Below are 12,992 nucleotides of genomic sequence, written 5' to 3'. Positions count from 1 at the left end.
CGGCGGGTGAGTGTGTCAAGTTGGTCTGTTCTGCGCTGAACCCGACAGATTAATCCTTAACGCCGACTCGGGCCACCCAGATGGCGACAACGCTTGCGAACAAAGCGATCACACCGATGACCGACCATTGTACTGATCGTCTAGAATCGTCTTATCGTCGACAATCAACTCGCGCGATCGTCACCGTCGTACACTGGACGGTATCGATGCAGGACGTTCCCGTTCTCGAACGCCCTCGTGTCGAGCAGCCGCAACTCGAAATCGTCAGCCAGTCCTGCGAACACCAAGAGCCCATCGCCCAGCAGGATCGGCTTCACTTCGCTGCCGTGTTTGTGTCATACTGATCGGCGATCTGTGAGAAGCGATCGGCGAGGTTCTGAAGGGGCTCGACCATTATTGCACCCCCACTGTCAGGAATCAGGATGCGTGCCGGGCGGACCGGCAAGCACCCGGGGGACGTACTCGAGCAATTGAAGTCCGTCGTCGAACGTCCGGCTGGTAACTAAGTCGAGGGCAACATCGGGATACCCGTCGTAGATCCGGTCGTAGCCGGTGCTTCCGGTGATCACGGGGAAGACGACCACGCGGAAACGGTCCACCAGGCCTGCCTTGAGCAGCGACCGGCACAAGGAGAGGCTACCGATGGTGCGCATCGAGCTGTTGCCTTCCCGCTTCATCTCTCTCACGGCCTCGACCGCACCCTCGCTGATCAGCCGGGTATTGGCCCACGACAACGGGGGCTCCAGCGTCGAGGAGAACACCACCTTGGACGCGTTGGTAAGCTCGGCGAAGGCGTCGTCTTCGCTGGTGATGGCCTCGTCCGTCTCCGACGGTTCGGACTCGGCGGCGAATCCGGACATCAGACGGTACGTGTTTGCTCCCATCAAGATCGTATAGTCGCGTTCAGGCTGCTGACCGAGCCAGGCGAGATACTCGGGACCCTCGAGCCCCCACCACCCGGGCCAGCCTTCCGCGGCACCATAGCCGTCCAGTGAAGTAATGAAGTCCACTAACAGTTCCTGCATGGACGTTCCTCCGTTGGGGTTGTGTACGAGGAAGTGGCCCCGCCCATCCAGGTCTTCCCGGCCTCGTCGGCCATTTCCCGATACGCCTCGATCTTGTCGCTCGGTATCGGTAGCACGTATCCATCGACGTATTGGCTCATGAACTGTTCACCGACCCCTATTGGACTCCTGAAGAGATAACCTTGCTGGCGATTCGTAGAGATTCGGGGGCTTGTGACCCGAATTCGCTGAAGCTACCGGATTTTGCACAACCTCGGAGGGTGATATTGATGCGTGACTTATTTGCAGTGTAATAGGGCGTGCATCGTCTGATCGGTAGGTCTGCGTATTCAACGACCCAGCAATTCCTTCGGGAAGAATACGTAGACAGAGATCCCGCCGATAAATTGGATGCTGGGACGCGACTCCTCGTGGTTGGCAAGCCCGATCAGTTAGACGCTTTGCGTGATGTGACAGCCACTAGTGTTAGAGGAATGACAGTAGAGCAGATCATTTTGGTTGGGTACGGAGATACTGGCCAGGCGGCATATGAGGCACTCGCAGATACCAATTCAAAGGTGACTGTTCTCGACATCGAAGAGAAGGATCGCGTGGACGTGGTCGGTGATGCGCGTGATCCAGACGTCTTAGTAGACGCGGGCATTGAGGAGGCGTCAGTACTGCTACTCACGGTCGAGGACGACAAAACTGCGATTTTCGCCACGTTAATCGCCCGTGATTTGAATCCGGATCTTCAAATCGTGGTCCGGGCGAATGAGGAAGAGGATGTGCAGAAGCTGTATCGAGCAGGGGCGGACTATGTGCAATCGTTGGCGACGGTCAGCGGCCGTATGCTGGCCTCAACGGTGTTTGAGGACGAGGAACTGCTAGCGTACAATAAACAAGTGAGTGTTGTGCGCCTTCCAGCCGCCGGACTTGAAGGGAGCACACTTGCAGATGCAGCAATTCAAACGGTGACGGGATGCACGATCGTTGCAATCATCAGAAACGGTGAAACAATCACCGACTTCGATCCGTCAAGTTTCAGATTTGAGGACGATGATGATGTTATTATCGCTGGCCTTGACGAGAACATCACACGGTTCGAACGCCATTTCAACGTTTGATCACTATCCGCAATAGGTCACTGGATCGACCTTTACAACATTTGGTCTACCATCTCTATCTTTATTAGACTGAAGTATCTCAATTAACCCTTCCATATCGTCTAAATGGTGATTTTTATAGTTAACTCTCTTCTGCGAGAAACATGTATTCAATGTTGCGAAACGTGGGTGATAGAGGTAGGTGTTGCTCCGTCGTAGCCCACGTTCATCGGCCGTCAGTGGCACAGTCCATTGTCGTCACGGATATCCGACAGTAAATCGCATGATATGATATTAACATCATTATTTGGGAAGCGGCAAGAGAATTGATAGTGCTAGAGAGATTTTGAAACCGATTTCCGGAGTATTTAGTCCTCGGAGCTGGAAGTGAACTCGTCGAACGACAGTTTGTAGGGCCAGTCCGAGAACTGGCGAGCGGTACGATCGGTCGGATCTTCGTGCCACGGCCAACACTCAATCCGACACCGCTCAGTCTCGTGGTCAATCCTCACTATCCCGTATCCTTCTCGCTTTAACGATCGGCGACTGATCGCCTGTCCCTGCGTCCCGTACCGCTCTCGATACGCTCGTAACGTAAGCTTTGGATTCGCTGCCGCGTACACTCGGACCTTATTTCCAAAGACATCGGTGAAATCCCCGAGCGATACATTGTTCGTATCTGCCGCCTGTGGCTTCGGATTGAACCACCGCTGGTAGAGCGAGGCAACTGCAGGACCGCTGAACTCGAGCACACCGTCGGTGTGATTTTCGATCCCATGCCGAACCAACGTCGCGAAGTGTCGATCGCCAGAGAGCACAAGAGCACCTGCGTCTCTGAACAGTCGAATCGCATCGTCACGTCCGTCCGGCGGATAGCCGTTTGAGTCGAGATCCCGTGCCGGTGAGCCGTTCACCGTGGTTTCGACACATGCGTAGAGACTCTGGCTCAGACAGATAGGAACCGCATCATCGTCGAGGTCGGCGATCCAGCGTCGCAGAAATCGCTTTTGTCGCTTCCCAAGGAGTTTCTTTGACTGTGTTTGCGTGGCCTTTGCGTCGTCCCGTCGGGGGCTCGATTTGAACTTCCGATCTTCGAGAAGCGCGAAGTCAACCCCGCCGTAGCGAAACGATGTAAAATAGACATCGATTCCGCGCTTGACCGGCGTCGGATCGTACGGATCCGGGTTGTGACTGCACTGTGTCCGCTGGATCAAGTTGATGAATTCCGCCGTCCCGACGTATCCCCCTTCACGAGATACGTTGCCCGGTGCACTCTGTCCTTTTTCGCCCCAGACATTCTGCTGATAGATGTCATGATCGTCGACGAGAACTGCTGTTGGCGTGACGCGAGTGAGTGACCGAAACGCCCACAGCCAGAGGTACCACTTATAGAGGTAATCGAGCGTCGGGTTTTCGCGGCTTTCGACTCGCGTCGGACTGTTCTGATAGATCTGATCACCGGTAAAGACGAGCAGATCGGGATACTGCCGGTGGAGGTTCCGAACTAAATCAGCGTAGGGGAAATAGATGTTCTCCGGCGTGTATCGTCCCAGGTATTCGTCCGACGAACGATCTGGATCGATCCGTCCCGCTTCGAGGGCCCGTGCTACCGGTGTGGTGCAGCTACACAGGCCGATCGTGAAGTCGTCGGCTCCGGATCCGGGATCCTTCCGTATTCGCCCATGATATGCGACTGGGTCAGCGGTGCAGGAGCGATAGACAACACGATAGTCCCACGCCTGCGTCGGGTCCCACTTCTCACACCGGAATAACGCCGTGTATCCCGGTTGTAGTTCGGCGGTCGATCCCCGCCGCCAGGCCTCCGCTGTTCCCGCCGGCCGATAATCGAGCCGAACGCTCTCTACCTCTTCTTCAGCCACCGGTGTAAGCTGTGCCGACAGTCGAAGGACACCCTCATTTACCGTGTAGAGCGTCCCGGCGATCGGTCCGAAGGTTCGGCCTGGACGGTTCGCAATCTTCTCCCCACCCGTTCGGAGGTCTTGGAACCACCAGCGAGCACCCGGCCGTCGAGGTGGCGGTGAGGAGACAAGCGCGATGTTTCCAGCCACCGCTTGGTCGCGGACGTCGCGGCGTATCGCCGTTCCGAGGAGTTCTCCTCTGGATTCATTCCATGCTGTCAATCGTAGTTCGAATCGACCGGCACGCTGCGGACGGATTTCAAGATCGAGTTGAATCCGCTCGTCCGCTGCAGGGCGAGTTGGACCACCGATCGGATAGTGCGTCTCTGCCGCCTGCACCCCAAAGGCTAAAGGGTCGACCTCGTTCGTATGCTCCCGAAATTGGAGCCGTCCGTCTCGACTGAGTGTACACAATAATCCACCGCCTTCCCCAGACCCGCGCTGCGCTAACGCCGCCGCACGATACTCCAGTTCGGGGCCTCCCACGCCGATCAGAAACCCACAAAACCCATCCCGATTCTGATGTCCTGCGAGCCCCGTCGTGACGCGGAGACGTCCTGGGAGACGTCCTGCCACGACTTCACGGGTTAACACGCTCACTGTCCGTATTTCGTAGCTGGCCTCACTGCGGAGACACTCAATCTTGCCTGCATGTAACCGCCAGTCCTGCAGCCGATTACTCCAAAATTGGGGACCGATCCAGGGGCGCGTGACGTCGTCGGGCAGCGTCGTAACCGGCTGTAAGTGTGCTTCCTGAACCCTATTCCACGGCAATTGCTTCTCGGATGGAGTAGCACAACCGGCGGGAAGCGACACCCCAGCGCCTGTCACGATCGCTTTTTTAAGAAGTTCCCGTCGACGAGGCGTCGCTCGCGATGGTGAGTCACCGTTTGTTCTTTCCCCCATTCTCAAATGCACTATTTGGCGAGAATCAATAAATGACTGGGCCATTCGGAGGCGGAGATGGTACCGTCGATGCCGAGAAGGTTGGCGAGAGCATCACATTCGTTCGAATTGTCGGCGATGACCACCGAGTGCTGCGGCATTTTATCCCCACCAACGCGTCCACTTCACATTCGATTCGTCATACTATTTCCTTGTGAAGGCTTCTGCACCACTGCCTCTACATGACTATGCTGGAAGAGCATCAATTAGGCAAGCAGTGGCCATGATGGTTTCGGTAGAGTGGGAATCGTGCGCTGGCAACAGAACCTCTATAGTGAGAGGGATGGTAACACTATACATGGCGGGGAAGGAGCAACACCAGATCAAGGAGATGAGTGAAACTGAACGAGAGGCACTCCACGAAGTCGAATTGGGCATTGAACGGCTTCATCGAGCACACGGACACCTCGTAGCGTTTCATCACAATACAGGAAGGGCAATGAATCACTTAGCAGCGGCAGAGGACCTCCTTCATGAGTGCGACCACCACAATCTCGCGGATGCGCTTCGCGATGAGTACCTCCCACGAGGTGTCGTCGCCCCGAACGATTCTGATGACGTGACCGCTGGGCGGTGGTCCTACGAAATTCTTGAGAATTTCCAGGAGACATTTATGACTGATCTCGTGGCCTTTGGAGAAACGGTCCAAGCAACAGTCGGTGAGAACTGCCGACATGCCTTTGAACGTCACCAAGAGCGTGAATGGAAGCAGCGAGCACGTTGAGACTAACACGAACCAAAAAAATAGATTCGGAAACTAGAAATTCTCACAGCCGACGTTGAATTCTTGGTTTCTCAGGCGCAGAGAGCCTATACTGACTCAGAGGCAGTTTCGTACTTCCCAGAGGGCAACGACCTGATGGCCTGTACGTGTCCGCATCACGTCCACTGCAAACACAATGGGTGCTGTCGTGAACCCACCTGACTATATCACTCTTGGCATCTTCTGACAAATTCGATAATTTGTACGAAATGAATCACTCTGAAACTTATTTTTATAATTCTTCGAGGAGATATTGTGTATCCGCATCGAATTTGTGGCTACTATCTTGTGGAAGCCATTCATTGAACTACTTCCCCCGTAATTTGAGCGCGAAGAAATTCGAATATTCAAGATACCGATACCTCAGAACTGGCTTCATTGATTTTATATGGGTGCCAGCAATGTTGATTAGAAAGGATACAATGGTATCAGTGCTAACCCTCGCTGGTGTTGTCGTCGCCGTATTCGTTGGGTTCAATATTGGTGGCTCATCGACGGGTGTAGCGTTCGGTCCGGCAGTCGGCTCACGTCTCCTTCGGAAGGCGACCGCAGCAGCCCTGTTCGTCGGCTTCGGCTTTCTCGGAGCATGGACCGTCGGTCGGAACGTCATCGCGACGATGAGCAGCAGTATTGTACCGGCAACCCAATTCACGCCTGCCGCGAGCGTCGCCGTCTTGTTCTTCACCGGCGCGTCACTCCTTATTTCGAATCTCTACGGTGTTCCAGCCTCGACTTCAATGACGGCCGTTGGCGCCATCGTTGGACTGGGCCTCGCGTCGAACACACTCAATCAGGCACTGATGTTTACTATCGTCTCAGCATGGATCATCGCGCCGCTGATCAGCCTCTGCATCGGAATCGTGGTCGGGCGTTACATCTACCCGTATCTGGATCGCTATGTCGCGTTCACAAGGTTTGATCTCCATTTCATCCAACTCGACCGTTCTGGGACGATTCCCCGACTCTACCTAAATCCTAACGCGACACGGCAGGACATCATCGGATCACTCTCGGTGGTCGTCATTGCGTGCTACATGGCGTTTTCGGCGGGGGCGTCGAACGCGGCGAACGCTGTGGCCCCCCTCGTCGGCGAAGGGGGGTCGCTCACCGTCAACCAGGGCGTCCTGCTCGCGGTGGTGGCCTTCGGTCTAGGCAGTTTCACCATTGCCCGTCGCACGCTGGAGACGGTAGGAGATGATATTACGGAGCTACCAATTCTCGCTTCACTGATTGTCTCCATAGTCGGTGGCACTATCATCACGATTCTGTCCTACTTCGGAATCCCGGCGAGTCTCGCAGTAAGTACGACATCGACGATTATTGGACTTGGATGGGGTCGGGCAAGCCGAGCAGCGACACTCGTAGAGTTTGCGACGCCGAAACGTGAACATCCGGATTTAGAAGTCGCGACAGGAGCGCTGGTCACCTCCCCCGCTGAGGATATGCCTGCAAGTCCAACGATCGGCGATATTGCCCGTTACGAGGAACCGGCAGAGAAGCCGGAAGAATTGCCAGACGTGCCTGACGTTGGTGCGGAGGAGCCGGCGGATCTCGATCAGCGGAGCCTCTTCGACCCAGCAGCGGCCAAGCGTATCGTTACGATGTGGGTGTTGACGCCCTCGCTGGCGGTTGTCGGCTCCTACCCGGTATTCGCATTCTTGTTGTGAACGTCCCTTAAACGATATCGCGTAAACGATATTACGGAATCCCGATGTACCGGTGCCGATAGAACAGATAGAGGCATGCAATCGGGACATTGAGCAGCGGAATGACCATGAGATAATAGAGAATGGTTGGCTTCCACGCAGAGTGATTCCGAACATACTGACGATCAGAATACACGGCAGGTAGTGACAGAAGTGCAGCTGCGTAAGTGAACTACCCCGCCCTACGCGCTTCGCGCGGTGAGGACGGGGCTTCCTGCTTCCACGACGGGCTTTGCAGGAACCGTAGTGGTTCCCGTCGGGAGCGCAGTCTCCACAGGCGTTGATTCGGAGCATCCCGCTCCTATATCCGCTTTCTTCAATCCTCGAACGAGGATATTGTAGGCCGCGTTCCAGTCCCTATCCGCCGTGAATCCGAACGACGGACAGGAGTGTTCACGGATCCAGAGCGGCTTATCAGACGACACACTGCACGCCGCGCATTCTTTGGTCGTCCCTCGCGGGTTCACTGGAACGTAGTGCGTTCCTTCGCGTTCACACTTGTATTCGAGCATCCGCAGAAACGTCCGCCACGCAGCGGATGCTCGGTTGTGTGAATTCGAAGCGAACTGCATCATTCCAGTGACTTTCGGTTTGAGAAGCATGGCCTACGATACGGACGGAGACAGATTGACCTCAAAGAACTGCTTGCGCCAGCCCGAGAAAGATGAAGAACCCTAGGACGTCTGTCGCCGTCGTGATGAAAATCGTCGCCGACGTTGCCGGATCCTTGCCGATCCGGTCGAGTACCAGCGGAATGGTCGTCCCAAAAAACCCGGCGATAACGAGGTTCAGCACCATCGAAACGCCGAGTATGAAGCCCAAAAGCGGACTCTGATTGAACACCGACGCGATGATCGCGACAAGTACACCCGTGATGAGTCCGTTCGCGCCGCCCGCAATGATTTCGTTGACCACGGCACGACTCCCGGTCGACAAGGAGATCTGTTCCAGGGCGATTCCCCGGACAGTTACGGCCATCGACTGCGTACCGGCGTTCCCCCCCATCCCGGCGACGACCGGCATGTACACCGCCAGTAGCGTGAACGCCGCAATCGTATCCTCGAATACGCCGACTGCCGCGGCTGCCAAAAACGCCGTTCCGAGGTTAATTATCAACCACTTGTATCGATTTTGCACCTTCGAGAGCGGGCCGTCAAGGATACTCTCTTCTTCCTGGACACCCGTGAATTCATAGAGCGTCTCGGCTGCTTCCTCCTCGATGACGCGGAGGAGGTCTTCGGCAGGGATGACCCCCAAGATGGTTCCGTCGTCATTTAGTACGGCCACCGAGCTTTCGGGATTCTCTCGGAACACGTCGACGACGGCCGTGTCGGGCGTGTCATACGTGACCACAGGCGTCTCATGGATATGGTCGTGGAGATCTACTGATTCCCGGTCGATCATTGCCAGAACCTGTCCGGGGAGCTCGCCCACGAGTTTCTCGTCCTCAGTAACGAAAATGACCGGAATCTGGCCAGTTTGAGCTTCGTACCGTTGAACTCGTTGTGCGATGGCATCGAGGTCTCGATGTATTCCAACGGTGACATAGTCGAGGTGCATTAGGCCGGCAGCACTCTCGGGACTGAATCCGAGCAAGAATTCGACTTTTTCTTGACGATCTTCATCGAGTCGTCGGAGCACGTCCGCCCGTGTGTTTTCGTCCGCCAGTCCTAGTATGTCTGCTACTTCGTCGGGGTCTAGCCTGCGGACGAATTGCTGTAATTGCTCACGATCCATATCCTCGACAAGCGACTGCTGGATCGTCTGCGGTAGGAAAAAGAACACCTCTCGTTGTCGGCTCTGCGATAGTTGGCCGAATTCCGCAGCCGGGGTCGGCGAAGCTGCAATCGCCTGCTGGATATCTGCTAGCTCTCCCTCCATACGTCGAAGGGTTGTGCGTTCATCTAAATGGTTACGTTGCCGGACGGTCACTTGTCGTCGCGCATTTTCTCACTATTGCAGCCCGAATATCTGATAGTCATTAAATGCTCAACGGGTCATTTCACTAAGTACCGAAGTTTGCTCCGTCAATTATTGCGTCTGCGTTGCGTTTAACCGCCTGTACGTGGATATCCGGAGAAACAGATAGAAATGGCTTTGTCTGACTTAGATTCTCAATTCTCACATTCATCTCTGAAGGAAGGTTCGTAGTTACTTACCATTGGAGTAGAACTCTCCCTAATGAAACCCAAGGAGCATGAGTACAAACCCATCCGCAGCCCGTGACGCTGACGAGACGGCACAGAACCGCGCCCAGTGGGAACAACTCTCCTTCGACGTCGATGCCCCCGGACTGATCGACGTCACCAATGAGAGCCACGAGAACCCCGCTGAACACCACTACGTGGTCTCCATCGACGACGTTACCGGTGAATTGATGGCCTGCACGTGTCCCCACCACGTCCACCGGAACACCTTCTGTAAGCACATGGCCGCCGTCGAAAACGCAACTGACGACGGAACGCTTGAGGCGTTCCCATCCGAGGACGAAGACGAGACCGAACCCGAAGACTGCGATTGTGACGGTCTCGGTGGTTTCCCGTGCTGGCCGTGCGTGCAAACGGGACGGAAAGAGCTACCGACCTAACCACCGCTTCAGTTTGTTTTATCCATGGCACGCCAAGTGACGTTCTCGGAGAGTACCGACCAGCGAACGCTCACGGAGAGTATCCATGCAGCAATCGACGATCACCCTCGAGACACTAGCTCTGTCGAGCGAAGCGATCGACTGGGATGTTGCAGCATGTATCCCGCTGGTTCGTTGATTAGTTCTATCTACTTACGGTTCACAACTGGCACTCGGCGTTCTGATCACTCGTAATCGAATGGTGGGTCGTACGGTAATGCTCGATTGCAAGCTCATCGACCTTGTGCTGAGAATAAGTCGTTGAACTGGCGCTCCATGAGCAGTCAACGCACTTGAGAACTTTCACGTTCTCTATACAGACGAATATCCGCGAAAGTAAATAAACCGTGATCTTTTTCACTAACTTTAATCGTTTGAGAAAGTGGGTAACAGTGAACAGTGAACTACCAAATATAGATTATTTCAATCCCGAATCCGTGGGGATGAGCCTATAATATTGCCAGTGCGTACAGCAATGCATTTTTCTTCACTCTCATCTTCTAACTCGTCTCCTCTTCGCGCTCAGTCTGTCTTAGTTCCGTGAGTTCGGGTGTCCCGCTTCCATTACTGAGTAGATGATCTACTAGACTTCCATGGCCGCGCCGCAGTCGCTCAGAGAGGGCTTGATGAGTAATACCAAGTTCTGCGGCCAAGTCTTCTGCCATGACATCGCGAGGAACCGAGTAATAGCCACGGGCGGCGGCAAGTCGAAGCGCCGTTTGTTGAGAATCCGTGAGGCCGAATCGTTTGCATTGTTGTCCGCTGAGTTCATGAATATTTTTGACGTCGAAGTCGATGCCATGCTCCTTGCAAGACGTATTTGTTCGGCTAATTGCGTTGTGGTCGGCAAATAACAGCCGAAGGTCCCATGTATCATCTTGTCCCGTTGCGGTCAGGACAGTTGCATTGTGATCAACGAGAACCCGAATCCGGTTATCAATGCACTCACTCCATTCAAGTTGATATAGACAGTTAGTATCGAAGTCGGCGATTCGCTCGAAGTCAGCAACACTGTCGTCAGTGGCAAATGCCGATTCAAGCCTGGCGCAATCGGTTGTTTCGATCCGCATGAACGGCATCAAGCTGTCCTGAGTCGTGGCGACCATCTGCTTCACCTCAAACGTCACTGTCTCGAATTCACCGAGGGTGTGTTCGAGTGTAAACTGCTTGGTTGGGACGGTTACATCAACGATTGTGCCAGTCATTTGTCGAAGAGCGTTTCTTGATTTATAGTCTCGGTATCCTCGTGGAGTGCAACGAGTTTCCGGTTCATATCGAAGGAGATGAGGTTTGCATCGGCCAACTTCGGGAGATGACAGTGATACAGCGAACTCTTGATCTGTGTGAGTTCCTCGTCAGAAGCCTCTGAAAGTGGCATGTGATGATTGCGTTTGACGATCATCTTCGTGAGTTCGCTCAGCGTTATTGACCGCTGTTGATCTGCGAGTACGGCAAGAACAATGCGCCGGTGTTGGTCTCCACATGCTTCGAACACCGCTCCGACTTCAATACTATCCCCACTCATTACGATAAACTCAGATGATTTGTGATAATCAGAGTGACTTTTGACTATACAAATCGTTTTTAAAGCTGTCTATCGGAGTCACCCCTCTGTTTCAGAAAGCGTCCGTCCGAGGATGTGATTGATACCACGTCGGAGTCGAGACGCAACTGCCTGCTGTGTAATCCCAAGTTCCTCCCCGAGTTCTGCCATTGTCACCTCACGTGGTGAGTTGAAATATCCGCGATCGTAGGCAAGCACCAGCGCCTCCTGTTGCGTCTCGGTTAGCGCCGCCTCTGTCTCCGACTCTATCGGAGTGAGCGCGTGAAGTTTTGTCAGTGTAATTGGGATATTTAATTCTCGACAGCGTTGCTGGAAGTCCGCAATATCGCTTCGATCGTCGCCACGAATGTCGAACGTCCACTGGTGTTGAGTGCCGACTGCTTTAATGAGCGGAACTTCTGTCTCGATCAGCGTGCTCAGAACGCCGTTATACCCCAGCGCCCACTCGACACGCAATAAATATTCATCCTCGACGGAATCGACGAGGTGGATGCTCTTCACTCCCGGATGGTTAGTAAACGCATCCTCGATGTCATCAACTTTTGTCCCTCGAACCCAGAAGTAGGGAATCACCACGTCTTGCGCCGGGATAAGGCGCTCCAGTTCGACTGTCACTTCCGGTAGCTGGTTGAATACGCTCCCCAAGGGGAATTGGTCAGAAGGGATCGTAAACGACGCTTCAGTAGCCATTGTCCAAACTGATGCACGCCGATGTACATACCGATCACGGATGTCACTGACACTGAAAGCGAGATGAGAACTGAAAGTAATATGAAGAATATTGAAGGTGAGCACGTCCAGCTTCCTCTGGTTCTTTCACCGTGACTGAGACATAGACCCTCCATATTGAACGATTAGTATCCTATGAGAAGCAATACGCTGGCTGTTAAATATGCGCCCTGTATTCAGTCCAACCGCTAGAACCGATCACCTCTTGAAGGTTTCAACACGGCCATGTTTGTAGACTATACTACCCCTGGCGTATCCACTTTTACTCTAGCTGGCGGCTGTTTACACTGATTCGGAGCACAACCTCCGTGTCTGCTCCGTGAGACGGCCCTGTTCGATACGCTCCATAGCAAGCTTGCGATCGTCCTGGAGGAGACACGGGACGACGTGATCGATGCTGAGCCGCTTGCCACGCGAGTGCTCGACAATGACGGGGATACATGGCTGCTGATCGACCTCACTGAGGGTGCACCAGCGGTGCTCACGTATGACTGATTGATGAACTCGATCAATCGAATATCGATCGAGACTGATGGGTTAGATGGAAAATGGGTGCCTACGTACGGTTGAATAGCGCATCACTAAAAGTGAGCGCACACCCAATCCCAATCGCACCCACACCGATTCCTA

13 protein-coding genes and 1 pseudogene are annotated in these 12,992 nt (G+C 54.2%); 5 read left to right on the top strand and 9 right to left on the bottom strand.

Going from position 1 to position 12,992, the window contains the following annotated elements; all coding sequences use genetic code 11:
- Positions 1-206 precede the first annotated feature (206 nt).
- Entirely contained in the window at positions 207-344 is a 138-nt protein-coding gene (locus LIX00_RS17945; protein WP_227355906.1) for a hypothetical protein, read from the top strand.
- A gap of 66 nt (positions 345-410) precedes the next feature.
- Here LIX00_RS17945 and LIX00_RS17940 read toward each other — a convergent pair whose 3' ends face one another.
- Positions 411-1,025 (bottom strand): dihydrofolate reductase family protein, encoded by a 615-nt coding sequence (locus LIX00_RS17940; protein ID WP_227355905.1) that lies wholly within the window; start codon positions 1,023-1,025, stop codon positions 411-413.
- The gene (locus LIX00_RS17935; protein WP_227355904.1) at positions 1,010-1,165 is read right to left on the bottom strand and encodes a DUF1428 family protein; all 156 of its coding nucleotides are present in this window, start codon (positions 1,163-1,165) and stop codon (positions 1,010-1,012) included. Before LIX00_RS17935 ends, LIX00_RS17940 begins: the two co-directional genes overlap by 16 nt.
- 333 nt (positions 1,166-1,498) lie before the next feature.
- Between LIX00_RS17935 and LIX00_RS17930 the strand changes: the two genes are divergently transcribed.
- Positions 1,499-2,131 (top strand): potassium channel family protein, encoded by a 633-nt coding sequence (locus LIX00_RS17930; protein ID WP_227355903.1) that lies wholly within the window; start codon positions 1,499-1,501, stop codon positions 2,129-2,131.
- Between the two features lie 347 nt (positions 2,132-2,478).
- Here LIX00_RS17930 and LIX00_RS17925 read toward each other — a convergent pair whose 3' ends face one another.
- Positions 2,479-4,179, bottom strand: a complete 1,701-nt coding sequence (locus tag LIX00_RS17925; RefSeq protein WP_227355902.1) for an alkaline phosphatase D family protein — start codon at positions 4,177-4,179, stop codon at positions 2,479-2,481.
- A 767-nt stretch (positions 4,180-4,946) separates the two neighbouring features.
- Positions 4,947-5,075 carry a hypothetical protein gene (locus LIX00_RS26005; RefSeq protein WP_255679358.1) on the bottom strand — a complete coding sequence of 43 codons (129 nt, stop codon included), beginning with the start codon at positions 5,073-5,075 and terminating at the stop codon, positions 4,947-4,949.
- A 197-nt stretch (positions 5,076-5,272) separates the two neighbouring features.
- Between LIX00_RS26005 and LIX00_RS17920 the strand changes: the two genes are divergently transcribed.
- Together LIX00_RS17920 and LIX00_RS17915 are read left to right on the top strand one after the other, a co-directional pair.
- Positions 5,273-5,698 (top strand): hypothetical protein, encoded by a 426-nt coding sequence (locus tag LIX00_RS17920; RefSeq protein WP_227355901.1) that lies wholly within the window; start codon positions 5,273-5,275, stop codon positions 5,696-5,698.
- A gap of 461 nt (positions 5,699-6,159) precedes the next feature.
- Positions 6,160-7,404: an inorganic phosphate transporter gene (locus LIX00_RS17915; RefSeq protein ID WP_227356175.1), complete on the top strand. Its 1,245-nt coding sequence runs from the start codon at positions 6,160-6,162 to the stop codon at positions 7,402-7,404.
- A gap of 221 nt (positions 7,405-7,625) precedes the next feature.
- Here the strand turns inward: LIX00_RS17915 and LIX00_RS17910 are convergent.
- Positions 7,626-8,027, bottom strand: a pseudogene (locus LIX00_RS17910) (RNA-guided endonuclease InsQ/TnpB family protein); the annotation flags it as partial.
- 49 nt (positions 8,028-8,076) lie between these two features.
- The gene (locus LIX00_RS17905; RefSeq protein ID WP_227355900.1) at positions 8,077-9,324 is read right to left on the bottom strand and encodes a magnesium transporter; all 1,248 of its coding nucleotides are present in this window, start codon (positions 9,322-9,324) and stop codon (positions 8,077-8,079) included.
- A gap of 316 nt (positions 9,325-9,640) precedes the next feature.
- On the opposite strand from LIX00_RS17905, the gene LIX00_RS17900 reads away from it, so the two are divergent.
- On the top strand, positions 9,641-10,030 hold the full coding sequence (locus LIX00_RS17900) for an SWIM zinc finger family protein (RefSeq protein ID WP_227355899.1): 390 nt from the start codon (positions 9,641-9,643) through the stop codon (positions 10,028-10,030).
- A 539-nt stretch (positions 10,031-10,569) separates the two neighbouring features.
- Here LIX00_RS17900 and LIX00_RS17895 read toward each other — a convergent pair.
- From LIX00_RS17895 to LIX00_RS17885, 3 genes are all read right to left on the bottom strand, one after another.
- The gene (locus LIX00_RS17895; protein WP_227355898.1) at positions 10,570-11,274 is read right to left on the bottom strand and encodes a helix-turn-helix domain-containing protein; all 705 of its coding nucleotides are present in this window, start codon (positions 11,272-11,274) and stop codon (positions 10,570-10,572) included.
- A complete protein-coding gene (locus tag LIX00_RS17890; RefSeq protein ID WP_227355897.1) occupies positions 11,271-11,594 on the bottom strand; it encodes a DUF7344 domain-containing protein in 324 nt (107 codons plus the stop codon). Before LIX00_RS17890 ends, LIX00_RS17895 begins: the two co-directional genes overlap by 4 nt.
- A 78-nt stretch (positions 11,595-11,672) precedes the next feature.
- Positions 11,673-12,323 (bottom strand): helix-turn-helix domain-containing protein, encoded by a 651-nt coding sequence (locus tag LIX00_RS17885; RefSeq protein WP_227355896.1) that lies wholly within the window; start codon positions 12,321-12,323, stop codon positions 11,673-11,675.
- Positions 12,324-12,992: the final 669 nt, after the last annotated feature.

Source organism: Haladaptatus salinisoli (assembly GCF_020614375.1).
GTDB classification, from domain to species: Archaea; Halobacteriota; Halobacteria; order Halobacteriales; family Haladaptataceae; genus Haladaptatus; species Haladaptatus salinisoli.
The sequence above is the reverse complement of the archived record's forward strand: the minus strand, read 5'-3'. Positions and strand labels throughout refer to the sequence as shown.

What these genes read in the sequence shown, in the direction of transcription:
- LIX00_RS17900 (WP_227355899.1), top strand. Translation starts at nt 9,641, where the DNA reads ATGAGTACAAACCCATCCGCAGCCCGTGACGCTGACGAGACGGCACAG.
- LIX00_RS17935 (WP_227355904.1), bottom strand. Translation starts at nt 1,165, where the DNA reads ATGAGCCAATACGTCGATGGATACGTGCTACCGATACCGAGCGACAAG.
- LIX00_RS17920 (WP_227355901.1), top strand. Translation starts at nt 5,273, where the DNA reads ATGGCGGGGAAGGAGCAACACCAGATCAAGGAGATGAGTGAAACTGAA.
- LIX00_RS17885 (WP_227355896.1), bottom strand. Translation starts at nt 12,323, where the DNA reads ATGGCTACTGAAGCGTCGTTTACGATCCCTTCTGACCAATTCCCCTTG.
- LIX00_RS17915 (WP_227356175.1), top strand. Translation starts at nt 6,160, where the DNA reads ATGGTATCAGTGCTAACCCTCGCTGGTGTTGTCGTCGCCGTATTCGTT.
- LIX00_RS17945 (WP_227355906.1), top strand. Translation starts at nt 207, where the DNA reads ATGCAGGACGTTCCCGTTCTCGAACGCCCTCGTGTCGAGCAGCCGCAA.
- LIX00_RS17890 (WP_227355897.1), bottom strand. Translation starts at nt 11,594, where the DNA reads ATGAGTGGGGATAGTATTGAAGTCGGAGCGGTGTTCGAAGCATGTGGA.
- LIX00_RS17905 (WP_227355900.1), bottom strand. Translation starts at nt 9,324, where the DNA reads ATGGAGGGAGAGCTAGCAGATATCCAGCAGGCGATTGCAGCTTCGCCG.
- LIX00_RS17895 (WP_227355898.1), bottom strand. Translation starts at nt 11,274, where the DNA reads ATGACTGGCACAATCGTTGATGTAACCGTCCCAACCAAGCAGTTTACA.
- LIX00_RS17930 (WP_227355903.1), top strand. Translation starts at nt 1,499, where the DNA reads ATGACAGTAGAGCAGATCATTTTGGTTGGGTACGGAGATACTGGCCAG.
- LIX00_RS17940 (WP_227355905.1), bottom strand. Translation starts at nt 1,025, where the DNA reads ATGCAGGAACTGTTAGTGGACTTCATTACTTCACTGGACGGCTATGGT.
- LIX00_RS26005 (WP_255679358.1), bottom strand. Translation starts at nt 5,075, where the DNA reads ATGCCGCAGCACTCGGTGGTCATCGCCGACAATTCGAACGAATGTGAT.